The sequence below is a fragment of the Azoarcus sp. Soil_N_20 genome, from assembly GCF_057656155.1.
This window is the reverse complement of the sequence record NZ_JBDGKX010000014.1, coordinates 1-18502: the sequence shown is the minus strand read 5'-3', so window position 1 is coordinate 18502 and position 18502 is coordinate 1. Positions and strand designations below refer to the sequence as shown.

At 65.9% G+C, this 18502-nt stretch carries 16 protein-coding genes and 3 tRNA genes; 5 read left to right on the top strand and 14 right to left on the bottom strand.

The features are described 5' to 3' along the window. Positions 1 to 3 precede the first annotated feature (3 nt). The 10 genes from AC3A35_RS22045 to AC3A35_RS22000 all read right to left on the bottom strand — a co-directional run bounded on the left by AC3A35_RS22045 (position 4) and on the right by AC3A35_RS22000 (position 9917). The gene (locus tag AC3A35_RS22045) at positions 4 to 1056 is read right to left on the bottom strand and encodes an MBL fold metallo-hydrolase (protein ID WP_487438545.1); all 1053 of its coding nucleotides are present in this window, start codon (positions 1054 to 1056) and stop codon (positions 4 to 6) included. An 85-nt stretch (positions 1057 to 1141) separates the two neighbouring features. After that, entirely contained in the window at positions 1142 to 2050 is a 909-nt protein-coding gene (locus tag AC3A35_RS22040) for a cobalamin-binding protein (RefSeq protein WP_487438544.1), read from the bottom strand. Between the two features lie 13 nt (positions 2051 to 2063). Beyond that, positions 2064 to 3044 carry a threonine-phosphate decarboxylase CobD gene (gene cobD / locus AC3A35_RS22035; RefSeq protein ID WP_487438543.1) on the bottom strand — a complete coding sequence of 327 codons (981 nt, stop codon included), beginning with the start codon at positions 3042 to 3044 and terminating at the stop codon, positions 2064 to 2066. Then, positions 3037 to 3969 carry an adenosylcobinamide-phosphate synthase CbiB gene (cbiB, locus tag AC3A35_RS22030; RefSeq protein WP_487438542.1) on the bottom strand — a complete coding sequence of 311 codons (933 nt, stop codon included), beginning with the start codon at positions 3967 to 3969 and terminating at the stop codon, positions 3037 to 3039. Before cbiB ends, cobD begins: the two co-directional genes overlap by 8 nt. Before the next feature lie 139 nt (positions 3970 to 4108). Then, on the bottom strand, positions 4109 to 5392 hold the full coding sequence (gene cysN, locus AC3A35_RS22025) for a sulfate adenylyltransferase subunit CysN (RefSeq protein WP_487438541.1): 1284 nt from the start codon (positions 5390 to 5392) through the stop codon (positions 4109 to 4111). A gap of 461 nt (positions 5393 to 5853) precedes the next feature. Then, the gene (cysD, locus tag AC3A35_RS22020) at positions 5854 to 6768 is read right to left on the bottom strand and encodes a sulfate adenylyltransferase subunit CysD (RefSeq protein ID WP_487438540.1); all 915 of its coding nucleotides are present in this window, start codon (positions 6766 to 6768) and stop codon (positions 5854 to 5856) included. A gap of 8 nt (positions 6769 to 6776) precedes the next feature. Continuing rightward, on the bottom strand, positions 6777 to 6923 hold the full coding sequence (locus AC3A35_RS22015; RefSeq protein WP_487438539.1) for a hypothetical protein: 147 nt from the start codon (positions 6921 to 6923) through the stop codon (positions 6777 to 6779). Positions 6924 to 6926: 3 nt separating this feature from the next. Then, positions 6927 to 7709 carry a phosphoadenylyl-sulfate reductase gene (locus AC3A35_RS22010; protein ID WP_487438538.1) on the bottom strand — a complete coding sequence of 261 codons (783 nt, stop codon included), beginning with the start codon at positions 7707 to 7709 and terminating at the stop codon, positions 6927 to 6929. Further along, positions 7706 to 8245 carry a DUF934 domain-containing protein gene (locus AC3A35_RS22005; RefSeq protein ID WP_487438536.1) on the bottom strand — a complete coding sequence of 180 codons (540 nt, stop codon included), beginning with the start codon at positions 8243 to 8245 and terminating at the stop codon, positions 7706 to 7708. The genes AC3A35_RS22010 and AC3A35_RS22005 overlap by 4 nt, the downstream gene beginning before the upstream one ends. After that, positions 8238 to 9917 carry a nitrite/sulfite reductase gene (locus AC3A35_RS22000; RefSeq protein WP_487438534.1) on the bottom strand — a complete coding sequence of 560 codons (1680 nt, stop codon included), beginning with the start codon at positions 9915 to 9917 and terminating at the stop codon, positions 8238 to 8240. The genes AC3A35_RS22005 and AC3A35_RS22000 overlap by 8 nt, the downstream gene beginning before the upstream one ends. Before the next feature lie 188 nt (positions 9918 to 10105). On the opposite strand from AC3A35_RS22000, the gene cysB reads away from it, so the two are divergent. Beyond that, positions 10106 to 11047: an HTH-type transcriptional regulator CysB gene (gene cysB, locus AC3A35_RS21995; protein ID WP_487438532.1), complete on the top strand. Its 942-nt coding sequence runs from the start codon at positions 10106 to 10108 to the stop codon at positions 11045 to 11047. A 19-nt stretch (positions 11048 to 11066) separates the two neighbouring features. On the opposite strand, the gene AC3A35_RS21990 is transcribed toward cysB, so the two are convergent. Both AC3A35_RS21990 and AC3A35_RS21985 read right to left on the bottom strand, forming a co-directional pair. Next, entirely contained in the window at positions 11067 to 11957 is an 891-nt protein-coding gene (locus AC3A35_RS21990; RefSeq protein WP_487438531.1) for a transporter substrate-binding domain-containing protein, read from the bottom strand. Positions 11958 to 12013: 56 nt separating this feature from the next. Further along, positions 12014 to 13753, bottom strand: coding sequence for a cation:proton antiporter domain-containing protein (locus AC3A35_RS21985; RefSeq protein WP_487438529.1), 1740 nt, complete (start codon positions 13751 to 13753; stop codon positions 12014 to 12016). A gap of 123 nt (positions 13754 to 13876) precedes the next feature. Between AC3A35_RS21985 and AC3A35_RS21980 the strand changes: the two genes are divergently transcribed. Continuing rightward, positions 13877 to 15277, top strand: coding sequence for a diguanylate cyclase domain-containing protein (locus AC3A35_RS21980; RefSeq protein ID WP_487438527.1), 1401 nt, complete (start codon positions 13877 to 13879; stop codon positions 15275 to 15277). Between the two features lie 48 nt (positions 15278 to 15325). Here the strand turns inward: AC3A35_RS21980 and AC3A35_RS21975 are convergent, their stop codons facing one another. Together AC3A35_RS21975 and AC3A35_RS21970 are read right to left on the bottom strand one after the other, a co-directional pair. Further along, the gene (locus tag AC3A35_RS21975; protein ID WP_487438525.1) at positions 15326 to 17140 is read right to left on the bottom strand and encodes an ABCB family ABC transporter ATP-binding protein/permease; all 1815 of its coding nucleotides are present in this window, start codon (positions 17138 to 17140) and stop codon (positions 15326 to 15328) included. 37 nt (positions 17141 to 17177) lie between these two features. Then, a complete protein-coding gene (locus tag AC3A35_RS21970) occupies positions 17178 to 17822 on the bottom strand; it encodes a LysE family translocator (RefSeq protein ID WP_487438523.1) in 645 nt (214 codons plus the stop codon). 189 nt (positions 17823 to 18011) lie between these two features. Between AC3A35_RS21970 and AC3A35_RS21965 the strand changes: the two genes are divergently transcribed. The 3 genes from AC3A35_RS21965 (at position 18012) to AC3A35_RS21955 (ending at position 18347) form a co-directional block, all read left to right on the top strand. Beyond that, a tRNA-Tyr gene (locus tag AC3A35_RS21965) sits at positions 18012 to 18096 on the top strand. Between the two features lie 78 nt (positions 18097 to 18174). Then, positions 18175 to 18248: transfer RNA gene (locus tag AC3A35_RS21960), tRNA-Gly, on the top strand. A gap of 24 nt (positions 18249 to 18272) precedes the next feature. Next, positions 18273 to 18347, top strand: a tRNA-Thr gene (locus AC3A35_RS21955). Positions 18348 to 18502 lie beyond the last annotated feature (155 nt).

Genomic DNA, 18502 nt, shown 5'->3' with positions numbered 1-18502 from the left:
CTTTCAGAAGGTTTCCTTCTCGGCTTCCAGGTAGGCGATGCTGGTGTACTTGCCGATATTGGCGTCGAAACCGAGGGTGTCCGCCGCCCTGCTTGCCACCCGCGGGTCCTTGATCACGCGCTCGCGCGCCACCTCCATGCCGAGCCCTTCCTTGATCGTGGTCACACAGTTCTCGTAGATGCCCTCGAACAACGCGCGATTCCAGTTCAGCACCTGGTCGCCCGGATGGCCGTGTCCCGGCACCCAGATCCGCGACGACGCGTTCTTTTCCAGCGCGTCATAGAATCGGAAGGTGCCGAGGTAGGAGCCATCGTCCATGTTGGCGATGCGCCGGTCCATCGCGACATCGCCGACAAAGGTGAGCTGGTCCTGCACCACTTCCATGCAGATGTCGCCGGGCGTGTGTGCGGTGCCGTAATGGTGCACCCGCAGGGTGACGTCGCCGTAATCGAACTCGGCGCCGTGATCCACGATCTGGTTGGGGGGCACGATGCGGGTGCCGGCGGTGGCCTGGTTGGTCCAGCGTTCCATCAGGCTGCGCCAGCTGCTGCCCTCGACCCCTTCGATGCGCTCCTTGGTAAGCGCATGGGCATAGATCGGCAGATCGGTGCCCCAGGCATCGACACAGGCATGGTTGCCGAGCCAGTGGTCGCCGTGATAGTGCGAATTGAATACCGCCACGACCGGCTTGTCGGTCAGCTTGCGAACCTGTCGCAGCGCCATCTGGCCGATCTGCAGCGAGCCGCCCGGATCGAGAATGACCACCCCCTTGCGCGTGATCACGAAGGTGATGTTGCTCATCATGCCCTGATTCTCGGGAGTCGGAAAACCGTCCTTCGCGTAGATCATCCACACGTGCGCCGAGAGCTGCTGCGGGGCGATGTCGGGCATCGGCGGGCCGACGATGAAGTCCTCCAGGTCCGCGGCGAACGCGGCGACCCGGGGGTAGCCGAGACCGATTCCCAGCGCGCCGGCGGCACCGGCGCCGAGCTTGAGGAAACGGCGGCGCGTGAGCGGTGCTGGCAGGGGGGGGGCATGGTTTGTCTCCGTTGTCATGGATGAGATGTCCAGAATATTAACGAAAACTGATTGATTGGGTGGGGCTATCCTGGCGGCCGCGATCCGGACCGGGCGGTACGCGTTACCTGACGCCGCCTGCCGGTCGCCGTGTGCGCGTCGTGTCGAGGTGTTCGCACAGCAGCGTGGCGCCGTCGAGAATGCGCGGCGTATGGCGCTGGATGATCGCCGGCGGAATGAAGAACAGGCTGTCGGTGGCGGCTGCGGCCAGGTCCGGCCAGCGTCGCCACTGGTCGAGCCATTCCGGCCGTGCCTCCCCCATGCCGCTGGCGACGACGGCCTCGGGATTGGCGGCGAGCACGGCTTCCACGCTGACGGTCGGGGCCAGCTGGCCCAACCCGGCAAACACATTCACACCCCCGCACAGCCGGATCACGTCGCCGATGAGGTGTTCGCCGTTGATCGTCATCAGCGGACGGTCCCACACCTGGTAGAAGGTCCGAACCGGCGGCTGGCCGGCGTAGCGCTGGTGCAGGGTGGCCAGCCGGCTGCGAAACGCACGGGCCGCGGCGCCGGCGTCGGCATCGCTGCCGGCGAGATGGCCGAGCGCCTCGAGACTGCGCGCGACATCGTCCAGGCTGCGCGGCTCGTTGAGATAGACCGGTACGCCGAGGGCAGTCAGTCGGTCGAGGTGGGCATTGCGGTTGCCGCTCTTCCAGGCTACGACCAGATCCGGTTTGAGCGCGGCGACGGCCTCGATATCCACGCTGGTGTAGCCCCCGACCTGGGGCAAGGTCTTTGCCGCGTCGGGGAAGTCACTGTAGGCCACCACCCCCACCACGCGGCTGCCGGCGCCGGCGGCGAACAGGAGTTCGGTCAGGTGCGGGGCGAGGCTGACGATGCGTCGCGCCGGCTGCGGCAGGCGCAACTCGCGACCGCTGTCGTCGACGATGCGGACTTCGGCCGCAACGGCTGCGGCGACCGGCAGGCCCAGGGCCAGGGCGAGCGCAAGGATGCGGCGGAGGGTGTCCATGGGGAGGCTTCCTTCAGTGCAGGGTGGCCAGGGCGTCGGCCAGTTTCTGCCAACCGGATTCATCCGGCGGCAGACCGAAACGCAGGCTGGAGGGGGCATCGAAGCGGCGCACGAGGATGCCGCGCAGCGCCAGTGCATGATGGATGCTGCCCGCCGCAGGATGTTCGAGCCACTGGAACAGCGCGGGGCCGCGCGGAGTGCCGAGGCCGCAGGCCTGCAGCAGCGTCGCCAGACGTTGGCACTCGGCCGCGAGTCTGAGCCGCATCGTGTGCTGCCAGGCGCGGTCGCGAAGGGCTGCCTGCACGACGAAGCGGGCCGGCCCGCTTACCGTCCATGGCCCGAGCCGTTCGGCGATGGCGATACGCAGCGCCTGCGGCCCGAGGACGAAGCCGGCGCGGGCGCCGGCGAGGCCGAAGAACTTGCCGACCGAGCGCAGCACGACCAGACCCGGGCGACCGGCCTCGGCGGCCAGGCTGGCCGCCGGGTCCGCATCGATGAAGGCTTCGTCGATCACCAGCCAGCCGCCGCGTTGGGCCAGCCGGTGCTGCCATTCGAGCAACTGGTCGCGTCCGAAGCAGGCCCCCGAGGGGTTGTTGGGATGCACCAGCAGCAGCACGTCGGTGTCTTCGATGACGGCCTCGATGGCCGCCGTGTGGTCGCCGGTCATGCGCAGATTGCGCCCCCGCCAGGCGTGGGGATGCTCGGCATAGGTCGGGCCGGGCATGGCGACCCGCGTGCCCGCAAGCAAGTCCGGCAGCAATTGGATCACCGGCTGCGTGCCGGCGATCGGCAGCAACTGGTCGGTACCGTAGTAGTCGGCCGCTGCGGCTTCGAGGCCGTCATTGTCTTCGGGCAGGCGTTGCCACACGCTGGGCGGGAGGTCGGGAATCGGATAGGGGTGGGGATTGATCCCGGTGGACAGATCCAGCCAGTGCGCGAGCGGAATACCGTAGGTGGCCGCCGCGTGGCGCAGTCGACCGCCATGGTCAAGCATGGATCCACTCCACGACACCGGCGACGAGCATGGCAAGTCCCAGCCACAGCACGATGCCGCGGCGTACCAGCGCAATCGCGCCGCGAATTGCCCGCGCATCGGGGGCCATGCCCTCACCGAGCACGGGTCGCTGTTCGGTGCGACCGTGATAGACGGCCGCGCCGCCAAGGGCGACCCCGAGCGCCCCCGCACCTGCCGCCATGACCGGACCGGCGTTCGGGCTGTCCCAGGCCGCAGCCTGGCGTTGCCAGCAGACGAGCGCGCGACGGGTGTGGCCGAGGACTGCGTAGGTGAGCGCGGTGAGTCGTGCCGGCACGGTGTTGAGCTGGTCGTCGATGCGGGCCGCGGCCCAGCCGAACTGGAGGTAGCGCGGGGTACGATAGCCCCACATCGCATCCAGGGTGTTGGCGAGGCGGAACAGCAGCACGCCCGGCCCGCCCGCCAGCAAGAACCAGAACAGCGCGCCGAACACCGCATCGTTGCCGTTCTCGAGGACCGATTCGGTGCCGGCGCGGGCCACCCCTTCGGCATCGAGCCGGGTGGTGTCGCGGCTCACGATCCAGCCGACCCGGCGCCGCGCCTCGGCGAGATCGCCCGCTTCCAGCGGCGCGGCGACGGCCTCGGCATGTTCGGTCAGGCTGCGCCCGCCGAGGGCGAAATACAGCAGCACGATGTCCACCGGCCAGTGCGCCAGTGGATGGAGATTGCGCACGATGATCGCCAGCACCACCCAGGGCGCGACGGCGAGCAGCCAGGCGAGCAGGCCGTCGACGCGCTGATCGCCGATCCGGCGCACACGCGCTTCGACCGCCACCGCCCAGCGTCCGAAGCCGACCAGCGGATGGCCCTGGCGGAGCTCGCCGAGCAGGCGGTCGAGCAGCAGGCCAGCGGCGAGCTTGATGACGACGAGGGTGAATACGGACATGGAGGGCGGGCGCCGAGGCGCTGACGAATGACGGAGGCGGGGCCGGAGGTTACGCCATGCGGTGGCGTATTGGCAAAAGGAAACGAGCGCCGAGGGCGGTAGCCGTCGGCGCTCGTGACAGGGTTGAAGCGAGCGAACTTCAGCCGATCATGCCGGCGCCGACGGTGTTGTTGGTGCTTTCGTCGATGATGATGAAGGCACCGGTGGCACGGTTGCTGGCGTAGCGGTCGGCGACGATGGGCTGGGCGAGCTTGAGCGTGATCCGGGCGATATCGTTCATCGCCAGGCTGGTGACGGACTGCTGCTCGAGTGTGTTGACGTCGAGGCGGTAGTCGATCTTCGCGATCTTGGCCTTGGCCTCGCGCGTGGTGTGACGCACGAGGTAGGTGCGCGCTGGCGACATCGGTGTTTCCGACAGCCAGCACACGGTGGCATCGATCTGCTTGACCGATTCGGGCAGTTCGGCCGATTTCACGATCATGTCGCCGCGCGAGATGTCGATTTCGTCTTCGAGCAGCAGGGTGACCGATTGTTCGTGGATCGCGCGTTCGAGTTGCTGACCGCCGATCTCGATCGCCTTGACCTTGCTCGAGGCGCCCGAGGGCAGCACGGTGACGGCGTCGCCGACGGCGACCTCGCCCGACTCGACCCGGCCCATGAAGCCACGGTAGTCGTGCAGTTCGGGGTTGGCGGAGTCCTGGGGGCGGCATACGTACTGCACCGGGAAGCGGAAGTCTTCCGCCTGCTCGGTGTGGGCGGCCGGTGCGGCTTCGAGGATCTCGAGCAGGGTGGGGCCGGTGTACCAGCCGAGGCGCGTACCACGGTCGACGATCATGTCGCCGTCGAGGGCCGAGATCGGGATGAAGCGCACGTCCTTGATGCCGAGCTGGGCGGCGAAGGCGAGGTAGTCGGCCTTGATCCGTTCGTAGGTGGCTTCGTCATAGTCGACGAGGTCCATCTTGTTCACTGCGACCAGCAGGTGGGGGATGCCGACCAGGCTGGCGAGGTAGGAGTGGCGGCGGGTCTGGGTGAGCACGCCCTTGCGCGCATCGATGAGAATGATGGCAAGGTTGGCGGTGGACGCCGCAGTGACCATGTTGCGGGTGTATTGCTCGTGTCCGGGGGCGTCGGCAATGATGTACTTGCGCCGGCCGGTGGTGAAGTAGCGGTAGGCGACGTCGATGGTGATGCCCTGTTCGCGTTCGGCCTGCAGGCCGTCGGTGAGCAGCGAGAGGTCGACCGCGCCGAGGCCGCCACGCCGGGCCGAGGTTTTCTCGATGGCGTTCATGGTGTCGGCGAGGATGGTCTTGGTGTCGAACAGCAGACGGCCGATCAGGGTGCTCTTGCCGTCGTCCACGCTGCCGCAGGTGAGGAAGCGCAGCAGGCCGTTGTCGATTTCGGGCAGTAGTTCGAGGGCGGACATTTTCATTGTTCCTTCAAGCTTTCAAGAATTCGGTTGCTGCTTTGTATGGTCTGGTTTGACGGGGCAGTGGGCGAGTGGTGCTGCTAGTCCGCCGGGGCTGCGCGGGGTGTTCGTTCTGAAGGCTGCGGAACTCGCTTCGCTCGGACAGTCCTCGCCTTCGCCACGAACACCCCACACATCCCCGGCTTGCTTCTTCAAGTCACTTCGAACCTAAGATCTTCACGATCCCAGCGACTGCCCGGTTCGGTCTTCCGCCTTTGCTTCTTGCCTTTCCGTCGTTCCCGCACATGCGTTCAGGCGGTGTGTGGGGTGTTTGAGGAGAGGGCGAGGACTGTCTGAGCCCGCAGGGCGCTCATTTGCGTAACCTCCGCCGCGCCGCGTAGCGGCAGCCCTCGGAGCAAACACCCCACATGGCGCCTTGGCACCGTCCTTCCAACCACCCCAGACAAAAACACAAAAACTCAGAAATACCCTTCCTTCTTCCGTTGCTCCATCGAAGCCTCGGAAGTCTGGTCATCCATTCGCGTCGCGCCGCGCTCGGTGATCGTGGTGGTTGCGGTCTCGGCCAGGATCTTCTCCAGCGTATCCGCATCCGACTCCACCGGCGCCGTGCAGGTGATGTCGCCCACGGTGCGGAAGCGCACCAGCACATCCTCGATCTTGTCGCCCGGCTTCGCCGGCGTCACGTCGGTGATCGGCTGCAACAGCCCGTTCTTGCGAACCACCGGACGGACATGAGCGAAGTAGATCGACGGCAGCTCCAGCTGCTCGCGGGTGATGTACTGCCACACGTCGAGCTCGGTCCAGTTGCTGATCGGGAACGCGCGGATGTTCTCGCCCTTGTGCGAACGCGCGTTGTACAGATTCCACAACTCCGGGCGCTGGTTCTTCGGATCCCACTGACCGAACTCGTCGCGGAAACTCATGATCCGCTCCTTCGCCCGCGCCTTCTCCTCGTCACGCCGGGCGCCGCCAATACACGCATCGAAGCCGAACTCCTCGATCGACTCCAGCAGCGTCACCGACTGATGCTTGTTGCGCGACTCGTCGGCCGACTTCAGCACCACCGTACCGCGCGCCATCGAATCCTCCACCGAACGCACGATCAGGCGCTCGCCCAGCTCGGCCGCGCGCTTGTCGCGGAAATCGGTCACTTCCCGGTAATTGTGGCCGGTGTCGATGTGCATCAGCGGAAACGGGAAGCGACCCGGGCGAAAGGCCTTCTCGGCCAGACGCAGCAGGCAGATCGAATCCTTGCCGCCGGAAAACAGCAGCACCGGATTGGCACACTGGCCCGCGACTTCGCGCAGGATATGGATCGCCTCGGCTTCGAGCCAGTCGAGGTGGGAGAGGGTCTGTTTGGTCAGCGTCGACATCTGGATTCTCAGGGTTTCACGGGGTGACGGCCGCGCAGCGCGCGCAGGGCGGCGCGCCAGCCGGCACGCAGCGCATGGATGCGATGTTGCAGACTGCGCCGCGATGCACCGACGGCGGTGCTGTGCGGCGCGCTGGCAGGATGATTGCTCGGCATGATTCAGTCCTTTTTCACGTGCAGTCCGCATTCCTTGGACTCGGGGTCTTCCCACCACCAGCGCCCGGCGCGGACATCCTCGCCCAGTGCGATGGCCCGGGTACAGGGCGCGCAGCCGATGCTGGGGTAGAACTGATCGTGCAGCGCGTTGTACGGCACCTGGTGCAGGCGAATGTAGGCCCACACCTCGGTCTCGCTCCAGTCCGACAGCGGGTTGAGCTTCTCGAGACCGTTGCCGGCGTCGAACTCGCGCAGCGGCAGACCGCTGCGGGTGGTCGACTGCGCGGCGCGCAGCCCGGTGATCCACGCCTTCTTGCCGGCCAGCGCACGGCGCAGCGGCTCCACCTTGCGGATCTGGCAGCAAGCCTTGCGCAGTTCCACTGAATTGTAGAACGCGTTGATTCCTTCACTGCGGACGTACTGTTCGACCGCGGCGGACTCGGGAAAGAACACCTTGAGCCGGGTGCGGTAGTGCTGCTCGACCTCGCCCATCAGCTTGTAGGTTTCCGCCGGCAAGCGTCCGGTGTCGAGCGAAAAGATCTCGATCGGCAGTTTGTTGGCGAGAATCAGGTCGGTCAGCACCATGTCCTCGGCGCCGAAACTGTTGGCGAAGGTGAGTTCGCCTGCGCCGCCGAGCTCGGCCACGACCTGTTGCAGCAACTGCAGGGCGGCGGCCGACTTGGCCGCGACCGTGCTGCGCAGTTCGGGGGTGATCTCCGGATGGGTGGCCGGATTGCGCGCGGCGCCGGTGCCGCCGGGGCGGAGCATGGAGACGCTGATGTTCATGCGGCCACCTTGCGCGGCTGGCGGCGGAACAGCGGCTCGGCGCGGTCCACCGCGCCCTGGTAGGGCTCGGAAAAATCGTTCAGGCTGGCGAGCGCGGCTTCGAGCTGGGCGCGCGTGTACTTGTCTTCCTTCGGCTGCAGGGTGTCGAAGCCGCAGCGGGTCAGGAAGAAGAACTGGTCGCGCAGCACGTCGCCCACCGCCCGCAATTCGCCGGCGTAGCCGTGGCGCGCGCGCAGCAGGGTGGCGATCGAATAGCCGCGGCCGTCGGCGAACTTGGGGAAATCGACCGCGACCAGCTGCAGCCGCAGCAGGTCGTCGGCGAGCGCGGCCGGATCCTCGGTGCCGGCCAGCCAGACGCCGATCACGCCGGCTTCCGCCCGCGCCTGCAGGGCCTCGCGCCGTGCCAGCCACACGGCCAGCGGCACGATCACGCGGCCGGCGGGCAGTTCGACGCTGGTCGCATCCTCGCCTTCGGCCAGACGCACCAGGGTCCAGTCGTCGCTGTGGATGGCGCCGTGTTTGATGATGTCAGACATGGGCTTGCTTCCTCTGTTCGCGTTCGGCATAGACCCGGGTTTTGAACGGCTCGACGCCGACGCGGCGCACGGTGTCGATGAAGCGTTCGTCCGGGTGACGGGTGTCGGTGTAGGTGTTGATCAGCGAGCTGACCACGTCCGGCATCTCCGCGGCGGCAAACGACGGGCCGATGACCTTGCCGATTGCGGTGTCGTTGCCCTGGTCGCCGCCGATCGTCACCTGATAGAACTCCTCGCCGTTCTTGTCGACGCCGAGCACGCCGATGTGGCCGACATGATGGTGGCCGCAGGCGTTCATGCAACCGGAAATGTTGATCTCGATCTCGCCGATGTCGTGCAGGTAGTCGAGGTCGTCGAAGCGGGCCTGGATCGCGTTGGCGATCGGGATCGACTTGGCGTTGGCGAGCGCGCAAAAGTCGCCGCCCGGACAGGCGATGATGTCGGTCAGCAGGCCGATGTTGGGGGTGGCGAGACCGGCGTCGCGGGCGGCCTCCCACACCGCGAACAGGTCGGACTGGCGCACGTCGGCGAGCACCAGGTTCTGCTCGTGGGTGACGCGCACTTCGCCGAAGCTGTAGCGCTCGGCGAGCGCGGCGACGCGGTCGAACTGGTCTGCGGTGATGTCGCCCGGAGCGATGCCGGGCTTCTTCAGCGACAGCACCACGCTGGCGTAGCCCGGCTGCTTGTGGCCGCGCACGTTGCGCCTGGCCCACGCGGCAAAGCCCTTGTTGGCGACGAGTTGGGCAGCGTAGCCGGCGTCGGTGGCGGGCAGGACCTCGTAGGCCGGATCGACGAAGTGGCCGGTGACGCGCTCGACTTCGGCTGTGGTCAGCGTGGCCGGGCCGCCCTTGAGGTGGGCGAACTCGGCCTCCACCTGGGTGCGGAAGGCGTCGATGCCCAGTGCCTTGACCAGGATCTTGATGCGCGCCTTGTACATGTTGTCGCGGCGGCCGTGCAGGTTGTATACGCGCAGCACCGCCTCGCAATAGCTGAGGATGTCCTGCCACGGCACGAAGGCGGCGATCTCCTCGCCAATGATCGGGGTGCGGCCGAGGCCGCCGCCGACCAGTACGCGAAAGCCGATGTTGCCGGCGGCATCACGCTTGAGGTCGAGGCCGATGTCGTGCACCTGGATCACCGCGCGGTCTTCGGCGGCGCCATTCACCGCGATCTTGAACTTGCGCGGCAGGTAGGCGAATTCCGGATGGAAGGTGCTCCACTGGCGCACGATCTCGCCCCACGGGCGCGGGTCGATGATCTCGTCGCCCGCGACGCCCGCGAAGGGGTCGGAGGTGACGTTGCGAATGCAGTTGCCCGAGGTCTGGATCGCGTGCATCTGCACGGTGGCGAGCTGTGCCAGGATCTCGGGGACATCTTCGACCTTGGGCCAGTTGTACTGCAGGTTCTGGCGCGTGGTGAAGTGGGCGTAGCCACGGTCGTAGGTGCGCGCGATGTGGCCGAGCATGCGGACCTGGTCGGCACGCAGGTTGCCGTAGGGCACCGCGATCCGCAGCATGGGCGCGTAACGCTGGATGTAGAGGCCGTTCTGCAGGCGCAGCGGACGGAATTCGTCCTCGCTCAGCTCGCCGGCCAGATAGCGGCGAGTCTGGTCGCGGTACTGGGCGACCCGCTCATCCACGATCCGCTGGTCGTATTCGTCGTATTGGTACATCGCGTCTCTCTCGTTGAGCAGCCTGCATCGAAGTGGGTTCGTGCAGGCTTTGCGTAGGGCTGTCGAAATTCGGTATCCCTTGCGGCAGACACCTGCTCATGCTGCGGCGCATCGTAACTTGGATGTTTAGGCTCATAAAGGGGGTTTGCGTTAGACTTTAAGAAGAATTGGTTATTAAGGACCCGGCGATGAACCTTCAGCAGTTGCGCTACATCCATGAGGTGGCCCGCCGCGGGCTGAATGTTTCCGACGCCGCGGATGCCCTGTTCACGTCGCAGCCCGGGGTGTCGAAGCAGATCCGTCTGCTCGAAACCGAGCTGGGGGTGGAGATCTTCACCCGCCATGGCAAGCGTCTGGTGGCAGTGACCGAGCCGGGGCGGGCGGTGCTGGCGATCGCCGAGCGTATGCTGCGCGACATGGACAACCTGCATCAGGTCGGCGAGGAATTTGCCAACGAGAGCGCCGGCAGGCTGTCGATCGCCACCACCCATACCCAGGCGCGCTACGCGCTGCCGCGCGTGATCCGCGACTTCATGCGGCGCTACCCGCAGGTCAAGCTCGAACTGCATCAGGGCAATCCACAGCAGGTGTGCGAAATGGTGCTCGACGGCAGCGCCGATATCGCCATCGCCACCGAAGCCATCGCCGAGGTCGACGAGCTCGTGATGCTGCCGTGCCATCAATGGAACCGTTGCGTGGTCGCCTCGCCGCGTCATCCGATCCTGAAGGAGCACCCGCTCACGCTGGAGGCGATCTCCCGCCATCCGCTGATCACCTACGACGACGCCTTTACCGGGCGTGGCCACATCAACAAGGCCTTCCTCGGGCGCGGACTCAAGCCCAAGGTGGTGCTCACCGCGATCGACTCGGATGTGATCAAGACCTATGTGGCGATGGACCTCGGTATCGGCATCCTGGCCCGCATGGCCTACGACCCGGCGGTAGACCGCGATCTCGGCATGATCGACGCCGCTCACCTGTTCGAATCCAGCACGACCCGCATCGGCCTGCGCCGGCGCGCCTGGTTGCGCGGCTATGTGTATGCCTTCATCGAGGGTTTTGCGCCGCACCTGACCCGGCGCATGGTGGAAACCGCGCTGAGCGGTGGCGGCGAGGACTATCAGCTGTAGGCGATGACCGCCTTTCGGCTCATTCGTACGGTTCGTCGTTGGGCTTGCGGAACAGGGCACGCATGGCGTCCGACAGCGGGAAGGCGAGGTTCAGCCCCTGAGGCGGGATCGGTTGCGTAAACCACTGCAGGTACAGGCGTTCGGCTTCCCCGCTGCGCATGGTGTGGGTGATGGCCTGATCGATCACGCGCTTGAAGGCGAGATCGTCCTTCTTCAGCATGCACGCATAGGCCTCGAACGATTGCGGCGCGCCGCTCACCCGCCACTCGTCCGGTCGCGCCGCCTTGGCGCGTTCGCCGAACAACAGGGCGTCATCCATCATGAAGGCAGCCGCCCGCCCGGCTTCCAGGGCGAGGAAGGCGTCGTCATGGTCGTGGGCCGACATGATCGTCATGGCTTGCGCGCTGCGGTTGTTCATCCGCCGCAGCAACTGCTCCGAGGTGGTGCCTGCCGTGGTGACGACGCGCCGCCCGGCAAGGTCGTCGAACTCCCTGACCGGACTGTCGTGGCGGGCCAGCAGCCGGGTGCCGGCGATGAACAGGGTATTGGAGAAGGTGGCCAGCCGCTCGCGGTCGCGGTTGTGGGTGGTCGAGCCGCATTCGAGGTCGATGCGTCCGCTGTCGATCAGCAGAAAGCGGTTCTGCGAGGTGATCGGCACCAGGCGGACATCGAGCCGGCTCAGGCCCAGATGGGTACGGACCGCCTCGGTGATGCGCAGCGCGAACGCATGCGAATAGCCCTGGACCGCACCGTCCGGGGTGAGGTAGGAGAACGGGATCGACGAGCTGCGGTAGCCGAGGTGGATCACGCCTTGTTCGCGAATGCGATCGAGCGTGCCGGGCGCAGCACCCGCGAGCGGACTGGCGAGCAGCGCGGCGAGGAAAAGCAGGATGCGGGCGGGAAGGTTCATGCAGGCGGGTCGGCAGCGTCGGATGTGTGCGGTTGAGGAGGATACGTTATCGCGCGTCAACGGCGGAAGGCCGTGATGCGCCGTTCGCGCTCCTGCTCGAGCAGGCGGGAGGCGGCGTCGGCCGGCACCCCGAGGCTCTCGAGCACCGAGCCGGCGAGTTTGAGCCCGGATTCCAGGGTCTCCGGCACCACCGCACTGGCGCCGGCCTCGCGCAGGGCCAGGGCATGTTTCTCGTCGCGCGCACGGGCAATGATGCGGATGTGGGGCATGGTCTGGCGGATGCCCTTGACCGCATGGATGGCAGCGGCCACATGATCCATCGTCAGCACCACTGTGAGGGCGCGATCGAGGCGTAGTCGGCGCAGGAGCTCGGGCCGGCTGGCGTCGCCGTAGATGACCGGGATGCCCGCTTTGCGCTGGCGCGCCACCAGTTTGGCATCACTCTCGATCGCCAGATGCGGCACCCCCTGTTCGGCCAGCAACTGGCCCACCATCTGTCCGACCCGGCCATAGCCGGCAATGATGACGTGGCCACGCAGTTCCCCGAATTCTTCCGGCTCCTGCGGTTCGCGTCGGCCCTGCCGCTGTTCGATATGGCTGCCGATGCGATTGCCGGCGCGGGCGACGAGCGGTGCGGCGAGCATGCTCAGGCCGACCACGAGCAGCATGAACTGGCCGGTATCGCGAGGCAGCACCCCGAATGAGAGCGCGAGACCGATCACGATGAAGGCGAACTCGCTGCCCTGGCCGAGCAGCAGCCCGCCCTCTGCCGCGCGCCCCCAGGACAGGCCGAAGAGTCGCAGCAGGCCGAAGATGAGCAGACCCTTGATGGCGATCAGCCCGATGACCGACAAGGGGGTCCACAGCGGTTCGGCAATCAGTGCGCGCAGATCGATGCCCATGCCCACCGACAGGAAGAAGAGCCCCATCAGCAAGCCCTTGAACGGTTCGATGGTGACTTCGACTTCATGGCGAAACTCGGTTTCAGCGATGATCAGACCGGCGAGCAGTGCGCCCAGTGCCATCGACAGTCCGGCAGCCCAGGTGAGCGCGGCGACGCCGAGGGTGGACAGCAGGGTCAGCGCCATGAAGGTGTCGGGCTGGCGGTTGGCGGCGATCTGATGAAATACCGGGCGTACCACGCGGCGTCCGATCAGATAGATCATGCCCACGGTGACCAGACCCTTGAGCGCTGCGCTCCCGAGCAGGACGCCGAAGCTGCCGTCGCCACCGCTGGCGCCGAGGACGCTGATCAGGACCAGCAGCGGGACCACGGCCAGATCCTGCAGCAGCAGGATGGCGAATGCAGCCTGGCCGAGCGGGGTGCCGAGCTCGCGCTGCTGGGCCAGCAATTGCATCACGATTGCGGTCGACGAGAAGGCCAGGGCAAGGCCGAGGACGACCGCCGCCTCGGTACCGTGGTCGAAATACGCCGCGACGCCGCCGATGAGCAGTGCGGTGAGCCCGACCTGCAGGGTGCCGAGACCGAAGACGAGTCTGCGCATCGACCACAGGCGGTCGATCGACATTTCCAGCCCGATCATGAACATCAGGAAGATCACGCCGAGTTCGGCCAGCTGCTCGACGTCGTCCTGGCTCGAGAAGGTCACGTAGTTCAGCCACGGCGAGGCATCGGCAAAGCTCGCCATGCCGTACGGCCCCAAGGCGGTGCCGACGGCGAGAAAACCCAGTACCGGGTTGATCCGAAGCCGTGCAAGCAGGGGAATCAGAATGCCGGAGAGGGCGAGGAAAAGGATCGTTTCCTTCAGGAACGGGAAGGTGCCGTGGGCTTCCATGTGCTTGCTTTGTCGTTTGTCTGCGACCGAGTGTAATCCAGTGCACAGCAAACGCTGATATGCGCAGCGGCTCGATGGCGTGGGTGCCTACAATGGCGGCGTATGTCCGAATCAGGAGCAGGGGTGAAGCTGGACTCCCGTCAGCGCTGGATGAGCGTCGGCCTTGGCCTGTTGGGCCTGGCTGTGGCGGTGCTCGTCTTCGTTGCCGGCGACCTCGTCGAGTCCCGACTGCACGAGCGCTGGAGGGCGCAGACCTTGTCGGAGCTGTCCGGTCTGCGGGCACGCCTCGAGGGCGAACTCAACGGCGCAACCAGCCTCACCGCCGGTCTCGTTGCGCAGGTGGCACTCGACGGCGGCATGGAGCCCGAGCGTTTCCACCTGCTCGCCCGCGAACTGATGGCGGCGCGCAGTCTGCTGCGCAACATCACCCTCGCGCCCGACAACGTGATTTCCATGGTCTATCCGGAAGAAGGCAACAGGGTCGCGATCGGGCTGGATCTGCTCCGGCACCCGGTCCAGGGCGCGTCGACCCGGCGCATGATCGAGACCGGTCGGGCGGTGCTGGCGGGGCCGCTCGAGCTGGTGCAAGGGGGGCGAGCCCTGATTCACCGCGTCCCCATCTTTCTGACTCCGCCCGGCGCCGCGCCCCGCAGCGGACGCTACTGGGGTCTGATGAGCACGCCGATCGACTTCGAGCGGCTGTTGGCCGCGGCAGGTCTGCTCGCGCCAGACCTGCGACTGGCGCTGGCCCTGCGCGGCATCGACGGAACGGGCCGGGCAGGGGCCGTGTTCTGGGGTGATCCGACCCTGTTCGAGCGTGAGGATGCGGTTGAACTCGACATTCACGTGCTCGAAGGCAGCTGGGTGCTGGCTGCCGTGCCCCTCGAGGCCCCGCGCGGGCTCAACGGAACCCGCTGGTGGACGCGAACGGCCTCGGCGCTGTGCGCGCTGTTTGCACTGTGGCTCGCCTGGTACCTTTACCGCACCGGCCGGCAGCTGGAAACCTCGGAGGAGCAGGTGCGCTACCTCGCGCTGCACGACAGCCTCACCGGGCTGGCCAACCGGGTGCTGCTCGACGGTCGTTTTCGGCAGGCGGCCGAATCTGCCCGCCGTGACGGCCACCGCCTGGCACTGCTCTATCTCGATCTGGATGACTTCAAGCCGGTCAACGACCAGTATGGACACGAGGCCGGCGACCGCACCTTGTGTGCGATTGCCGACCGGCTGAAAGGCTTCGTGCGCCAGAGCGATACCGTCGCGCGGGTCGGTGGCGACGAGTTCGTGATTGTGCTGGGACGCGTCTCGACGGTCGACGATGCGATCGGGGTGGCGCAGAAGATCGTCGATGCCCTGGCACAACCCCTGGCACTCGACGGGCATACGCTCGCGCTGGGCGGCAGCATCGGGATTGCGATCTTTCCCGACGATGCGATCGAGCTTTATGAGTTGATGCGTCTTGCCGACCGCGCGATGTACGAAGTCAAGGGACGTCCGGGGCGCAGGGTAGCGGTCGTTGCCCCCTGATACAGCGGCGCCTTTTCTGTCCTGGGTGCGCTGCGCACAGCGCGCCGTTCAACCGGCGATGGCCTCGCCGGTCTCCTCCTGCTGTTGCAGCAGCCACATCTGCGCATAGGCTTCGCCGCGCGCCAACAGCTCGCCATGTCGGCCGCGTTCCACGATGCGGCCTTGATCGAGCACGATGATCTCGTCCGCGTTCATCACCGTCGACAGGCGATGCGCGATCACCAGCGCAGTGCGTCCCGCCGCCGCAAGTTCGATCTGTGCCTGGATGGCCTTCTCCGTCTTCGAGTCCAGCGCCGAGGTCGCTTCGTCGAAGATCAGGATCGCCGGGTTCTTCAACAGCGCGCGGGCAATGGCGACGCGCTGCTTCTCCCCGCCCGACAGCTTCAGTCCCCGTTCGCCGACCCGTGTTTCGTAGCCCTCGGGCAGCCGGCGGATGAAGTCCTCCAGTTGGGCGGCGCGGGCGGCGGCTTCGACTTCGTCGCGACTGGCCGTGGGGCGGCCGTAGTGGATGTTGTAGCGCAGGGTGTCGTTGAACAGCACGGTGTCCTGCGGCACGATGCCGATCGCTGCACGCAGGCTGTCCTGGGTGAGCTGGCGCAGGTCGTGACCGTTGATCCGGATGGCGCCGCCCTGGACGTCATAGAAGCGGTACAGCAGGCGCGCGAGCGTCGATTTTCCGGATCCGGAGTGACCGACGATGGCGACGGTGCGCCCGGCCGGCACCTCGAAATCGACGTCGAACAGGATCGGGCGCTTGACATCGTAGGCGAAGCTCACGCGCTCGAAACGCACGCTCGCGGGACCGGACGGCAGCGTGAGCGCGTCGGGGGCGTCGGCGATCTCGAGGTTCTCGTGCATCAGGCCGAACATGCGCTCGATGTCGGTCAGTGCCTGGCGCAGTTCGCGGTAGATCACGCCGAGGAAGTTGAGCGGGATATAGAGCTGGATCATGAAGGCGTTGACCAGCACGATATCGCCGATGGTCATCTCGCCGGTGGTCACCCTGCTTGCCGCCTGCCACATCATGATGGTCACGCCGACCGCGATGATCGCGGCCTGACCGATGTTCAGCGCTGAAAGCGAGTACTGGTTGCGCACCTGTGCCGCGGTCCACTTGCCGAGTTGCTCGTCGTAGCGCCGGGCTTCATAGCCCTCGTTGTTGAAGTATTTGACCGTTTCGAAGTTCAGCAGGCTGTCGACGGCGCGGGCGTTGGCGGCCGAGTCGAGTTCGTTGGCATGGCGCCGCAGCGCCGTCCGCCAGTTGGTGACCGTTACCGTAAAGAGGATGTAGAGCGACAGCGTGGCCAGGGTGATCAGTGCAAACACGGCGTCGTACTGAACGAGCAGGATGCTCATCACCAGGCCGATCTCGACCAGGGTGGGGAGGATCGAATAGAGCGTGTAGCTGATCAGCGAGCCGATCGAGCGCGTGCCGCGCTCGATGTCCCGAGTCAGGCCGCCGGTCTGGCGTTCGAGGTGGAAGCGCAGGCTGAGCGAATGCAGGTGACGGAACAGGCGCAGGGTGATCTCCCTGACCGCCTGCTGGGTGACCCGGGCGAAGATGATCTCGCGCAGTTCGGTGAACAGCGAAGTCGAGAAACGAAGGATCCCATAGGCGAGCAGCAGCGCCGCAGGGACCACGATCAGCGCCTGTTCGCCGGTGAGCGACAGGGTATCGATCAGGTGCTTGAACGTCAGTGGAACGGTGACATTGGCGCCTTTGGCTGCGATCAGACAGGAAAGGGCAAACAGCACCCGGATCTTGTAGGCCCAGATGAACGGGATGAGGCTCTTGATGGTGTGCCAGTCGTGGCGCTCCCGGGGCTCGGGGGCAGGCAGGGCGATGGCCGGGCCGCGTCTCATGAGTAGGGGGTGTCCGTTGTGATCTTGAGTGGATGCTTCAAAGCGGATGATCGTCCAGAGCCAGCTTTGCGGCGAGCCCGAGAAAGATCATGCCGGCGATCCGGTCGAGCCACAGGCCGGCACGTGCGTGGTGCGCGAGAACGCGGCCGATCGCTGCCGCCGCAACTGCGATCGTTCCGAACACCACTGTGGTCTGCAGCGCGAACGCCACGCCCAGCATGATCATCTGCATCGTCACGTCGCCATGTTCCAGCTTCGTGAACTGGGGAAGGAAGGCAAGGAAAAACAGCGCAACCTTCGGATTGATTGCGTTTGCGATGAAGCCTTTGCGGACGTCCTTCCACCAGGATTCGCCCGTCTGGCGGGCGGCGGAGCGGGCGGGTACGAGCGATGCGTTGCGCAACGCCTGGATGCCCAGCCACGCCAGGTAGGCTGCGCCGGCGAGCTTGAGCGCCGCGAACAACGCCGGGGACGCCGCAAGCAGGGCGCTGACGCCGAGCGCAGCCCAAAGCGTGTGGGTGAAGCAGCCGAGGGCGCACCCCAATGCAATGCCAAGCCCTGCCGTGCGGCCCCGAGCCAGGCTGTGAGCGAGCACCATCAGATTGTCGGGTCCCGGTGCGAGCGTGATCAGCACGGAAACAGCCAGAAAACTTGCAAGGGTCTCGAGCGGAGGCATGGCCATGGGCGGGGTCGAATGTGGCATTCTGTTGCCCCCGGCATTCGCGCGTCAAATGAACGGCTGCGTATCGATGCGATCCCGCTCGGCATGCACTGCGACCCGCGGCCCGGTCGGCAATCGGGCGCGGGGGCTTCTTCGCAAAATAGTTTGACAGGGCGGTGATCCACCTCTATAGTGCGGGGCTTCGCGCTTGGAGGGGTTCCCGAGCGGTCAAAGGGATCAGACTGTAAATCTGACGGCTCTGCCTTCGAAGGTTCGAATCCTTCCCCCTCCACCAGGCACATGTCGTTGTGCTGTTGTTGCTTGCAGCATGCGATGCGGTTGTAGTGAGTCGACAGACGGTCGTTTGGCGTGTGCGGGTGTAGCTCAATGGTAGAGCAGAAGCCTTCCAAGCTTATGACGAGGGTTCGATTCCCTTCACCCGCTCCAGTTTTTGGAAGTACAGGTTTCGGCGCCCTTGTAGCTCAGTGGTAGAGCACTCCCTTGGTAAGGGAGAGGCCACGTGTTCAATCCACGTCAAGGGCACCACATCTATCTGCCTCGTCCGGCGTGACGGTGTCGGAGTCATCGGTTCGAAAATTCTGATTCTGATTAAAGGGTGTCGATATGGCTAAGAGCAAGTTTGAGCGTACGAAGCCGCACGTAAACGTTGGCACGATTGGCCACGTTGACCACGGCAAGAC

Excerpts from the sequence above, each read along its gene's own strand:
- AC3A35_RS22045 (WP_487438545.1), bottom strand. The coding sequence starts at position 1,056 with ATGACAACGGAGACAAACCATGCCCCCCCCCTGCCAGCACCGCTCACG.
- AC3A35_RS21975 (WP_487438525.1), bottom strand. The coding sequence starts at position 17,140 with ATGAGACGCGGCCCGGCCATCGCCCTGCCTGCCCCCGAGCCCCGGGAG.
- AC3A35_RS22040 (WP_487438544.1), bottom strand. The coding sequence starts at position 2,050 with ATGGACACCCTCCGCCGCATCCTTGCGCTCGCCCTGGCCCTGGGCCTG.
- cobD (WP_487438543.1), bottom strand. The coding sequence starts at position 3,044 with ATGCTTGACCATGGCGGTCGACTGCGCCACGCGGCGGCCACCTACGGT.
- cysB (WP_487438532.1), top strand. The coding sequence starts at position 10,106 with ATGAACCTTCAGCAGTTGCGCTACATCCATGAGGTGGCCCGCCGCGGG.
- AC3A35_RS22005 (WP_487438536.1), bottom strand. The coding sequence starts at position 8,245 with ATGTCTGACATCATCAAACACGGCGCCATCCACAGCGACGACTGGACC.
- cysN (WP_487438541.1), bottom strand. The coding sequence starts at position 5,392 with ATGTCCGCCCTCGAACTACTGCCCGAAATCGACAACGGCCTGCTGCGC.
- AC3A35_RS21985 (WP_487438529.1), bottom strand. The coding sequence starts at position 13,753 with ATGGAAGCCCACGGCACCTTCCCGTTCCTGAAGGAAACGATCCTTTTC.
- AC3A35_RS22015 (WP_487438539.1), bottom strand. The coding sequence starts at position 6,923 with ATGCCGAGCAATCATCCTGCCAGCGCGCCGCACAGCACCGCCGTCGGT.
- cysD (WP_487438540.1), bottom strand. The coding sequence starts at position 6,768 with ATGTCGACGCTGACCAAACAGACCCTCTCCCACCTCGACTGGCTCGAA.
- cbiB (WP_487438542.1), bottom strand. The coding sequence starts at position 3,969 with ATGTCCGTATTCACCCTCGTCGTCATCAAGCTCGCCGCTGGCCTGCTG.
- AC3A35_RS21970 (WP_487438523.1), bottom strand. The coding sequence starts at position 17,822 with ATGGCCATGCCTCCGCTCGAGACCCTTGCAAGTTTTCTGGCTGTTTCC.
- AC3A35_RS21990 (WP_487438531.1), bottom strand. The coding sequence starts at position 11,957 with ATGAACCTTCCCGCCCGCATCCTGCTTTTCCTCGCCGCGCTGCTCGCC.
- AC3A35_RS22000 (WP_487438534.1), bottom strand. The coding sequence starts at position 9,917 with ATGTACCAATACGACGAATACGACCAGCGGATCGTGGATGAGCGGGTC.
- AC3A35_RS22010 (WP_487438538.1), bottom strand. The coding sequence starts at position 7,709 with ATGAACATCAGCGTCTCCATGCTCCGCCCCGGCGGCACCGGCGCCGCG.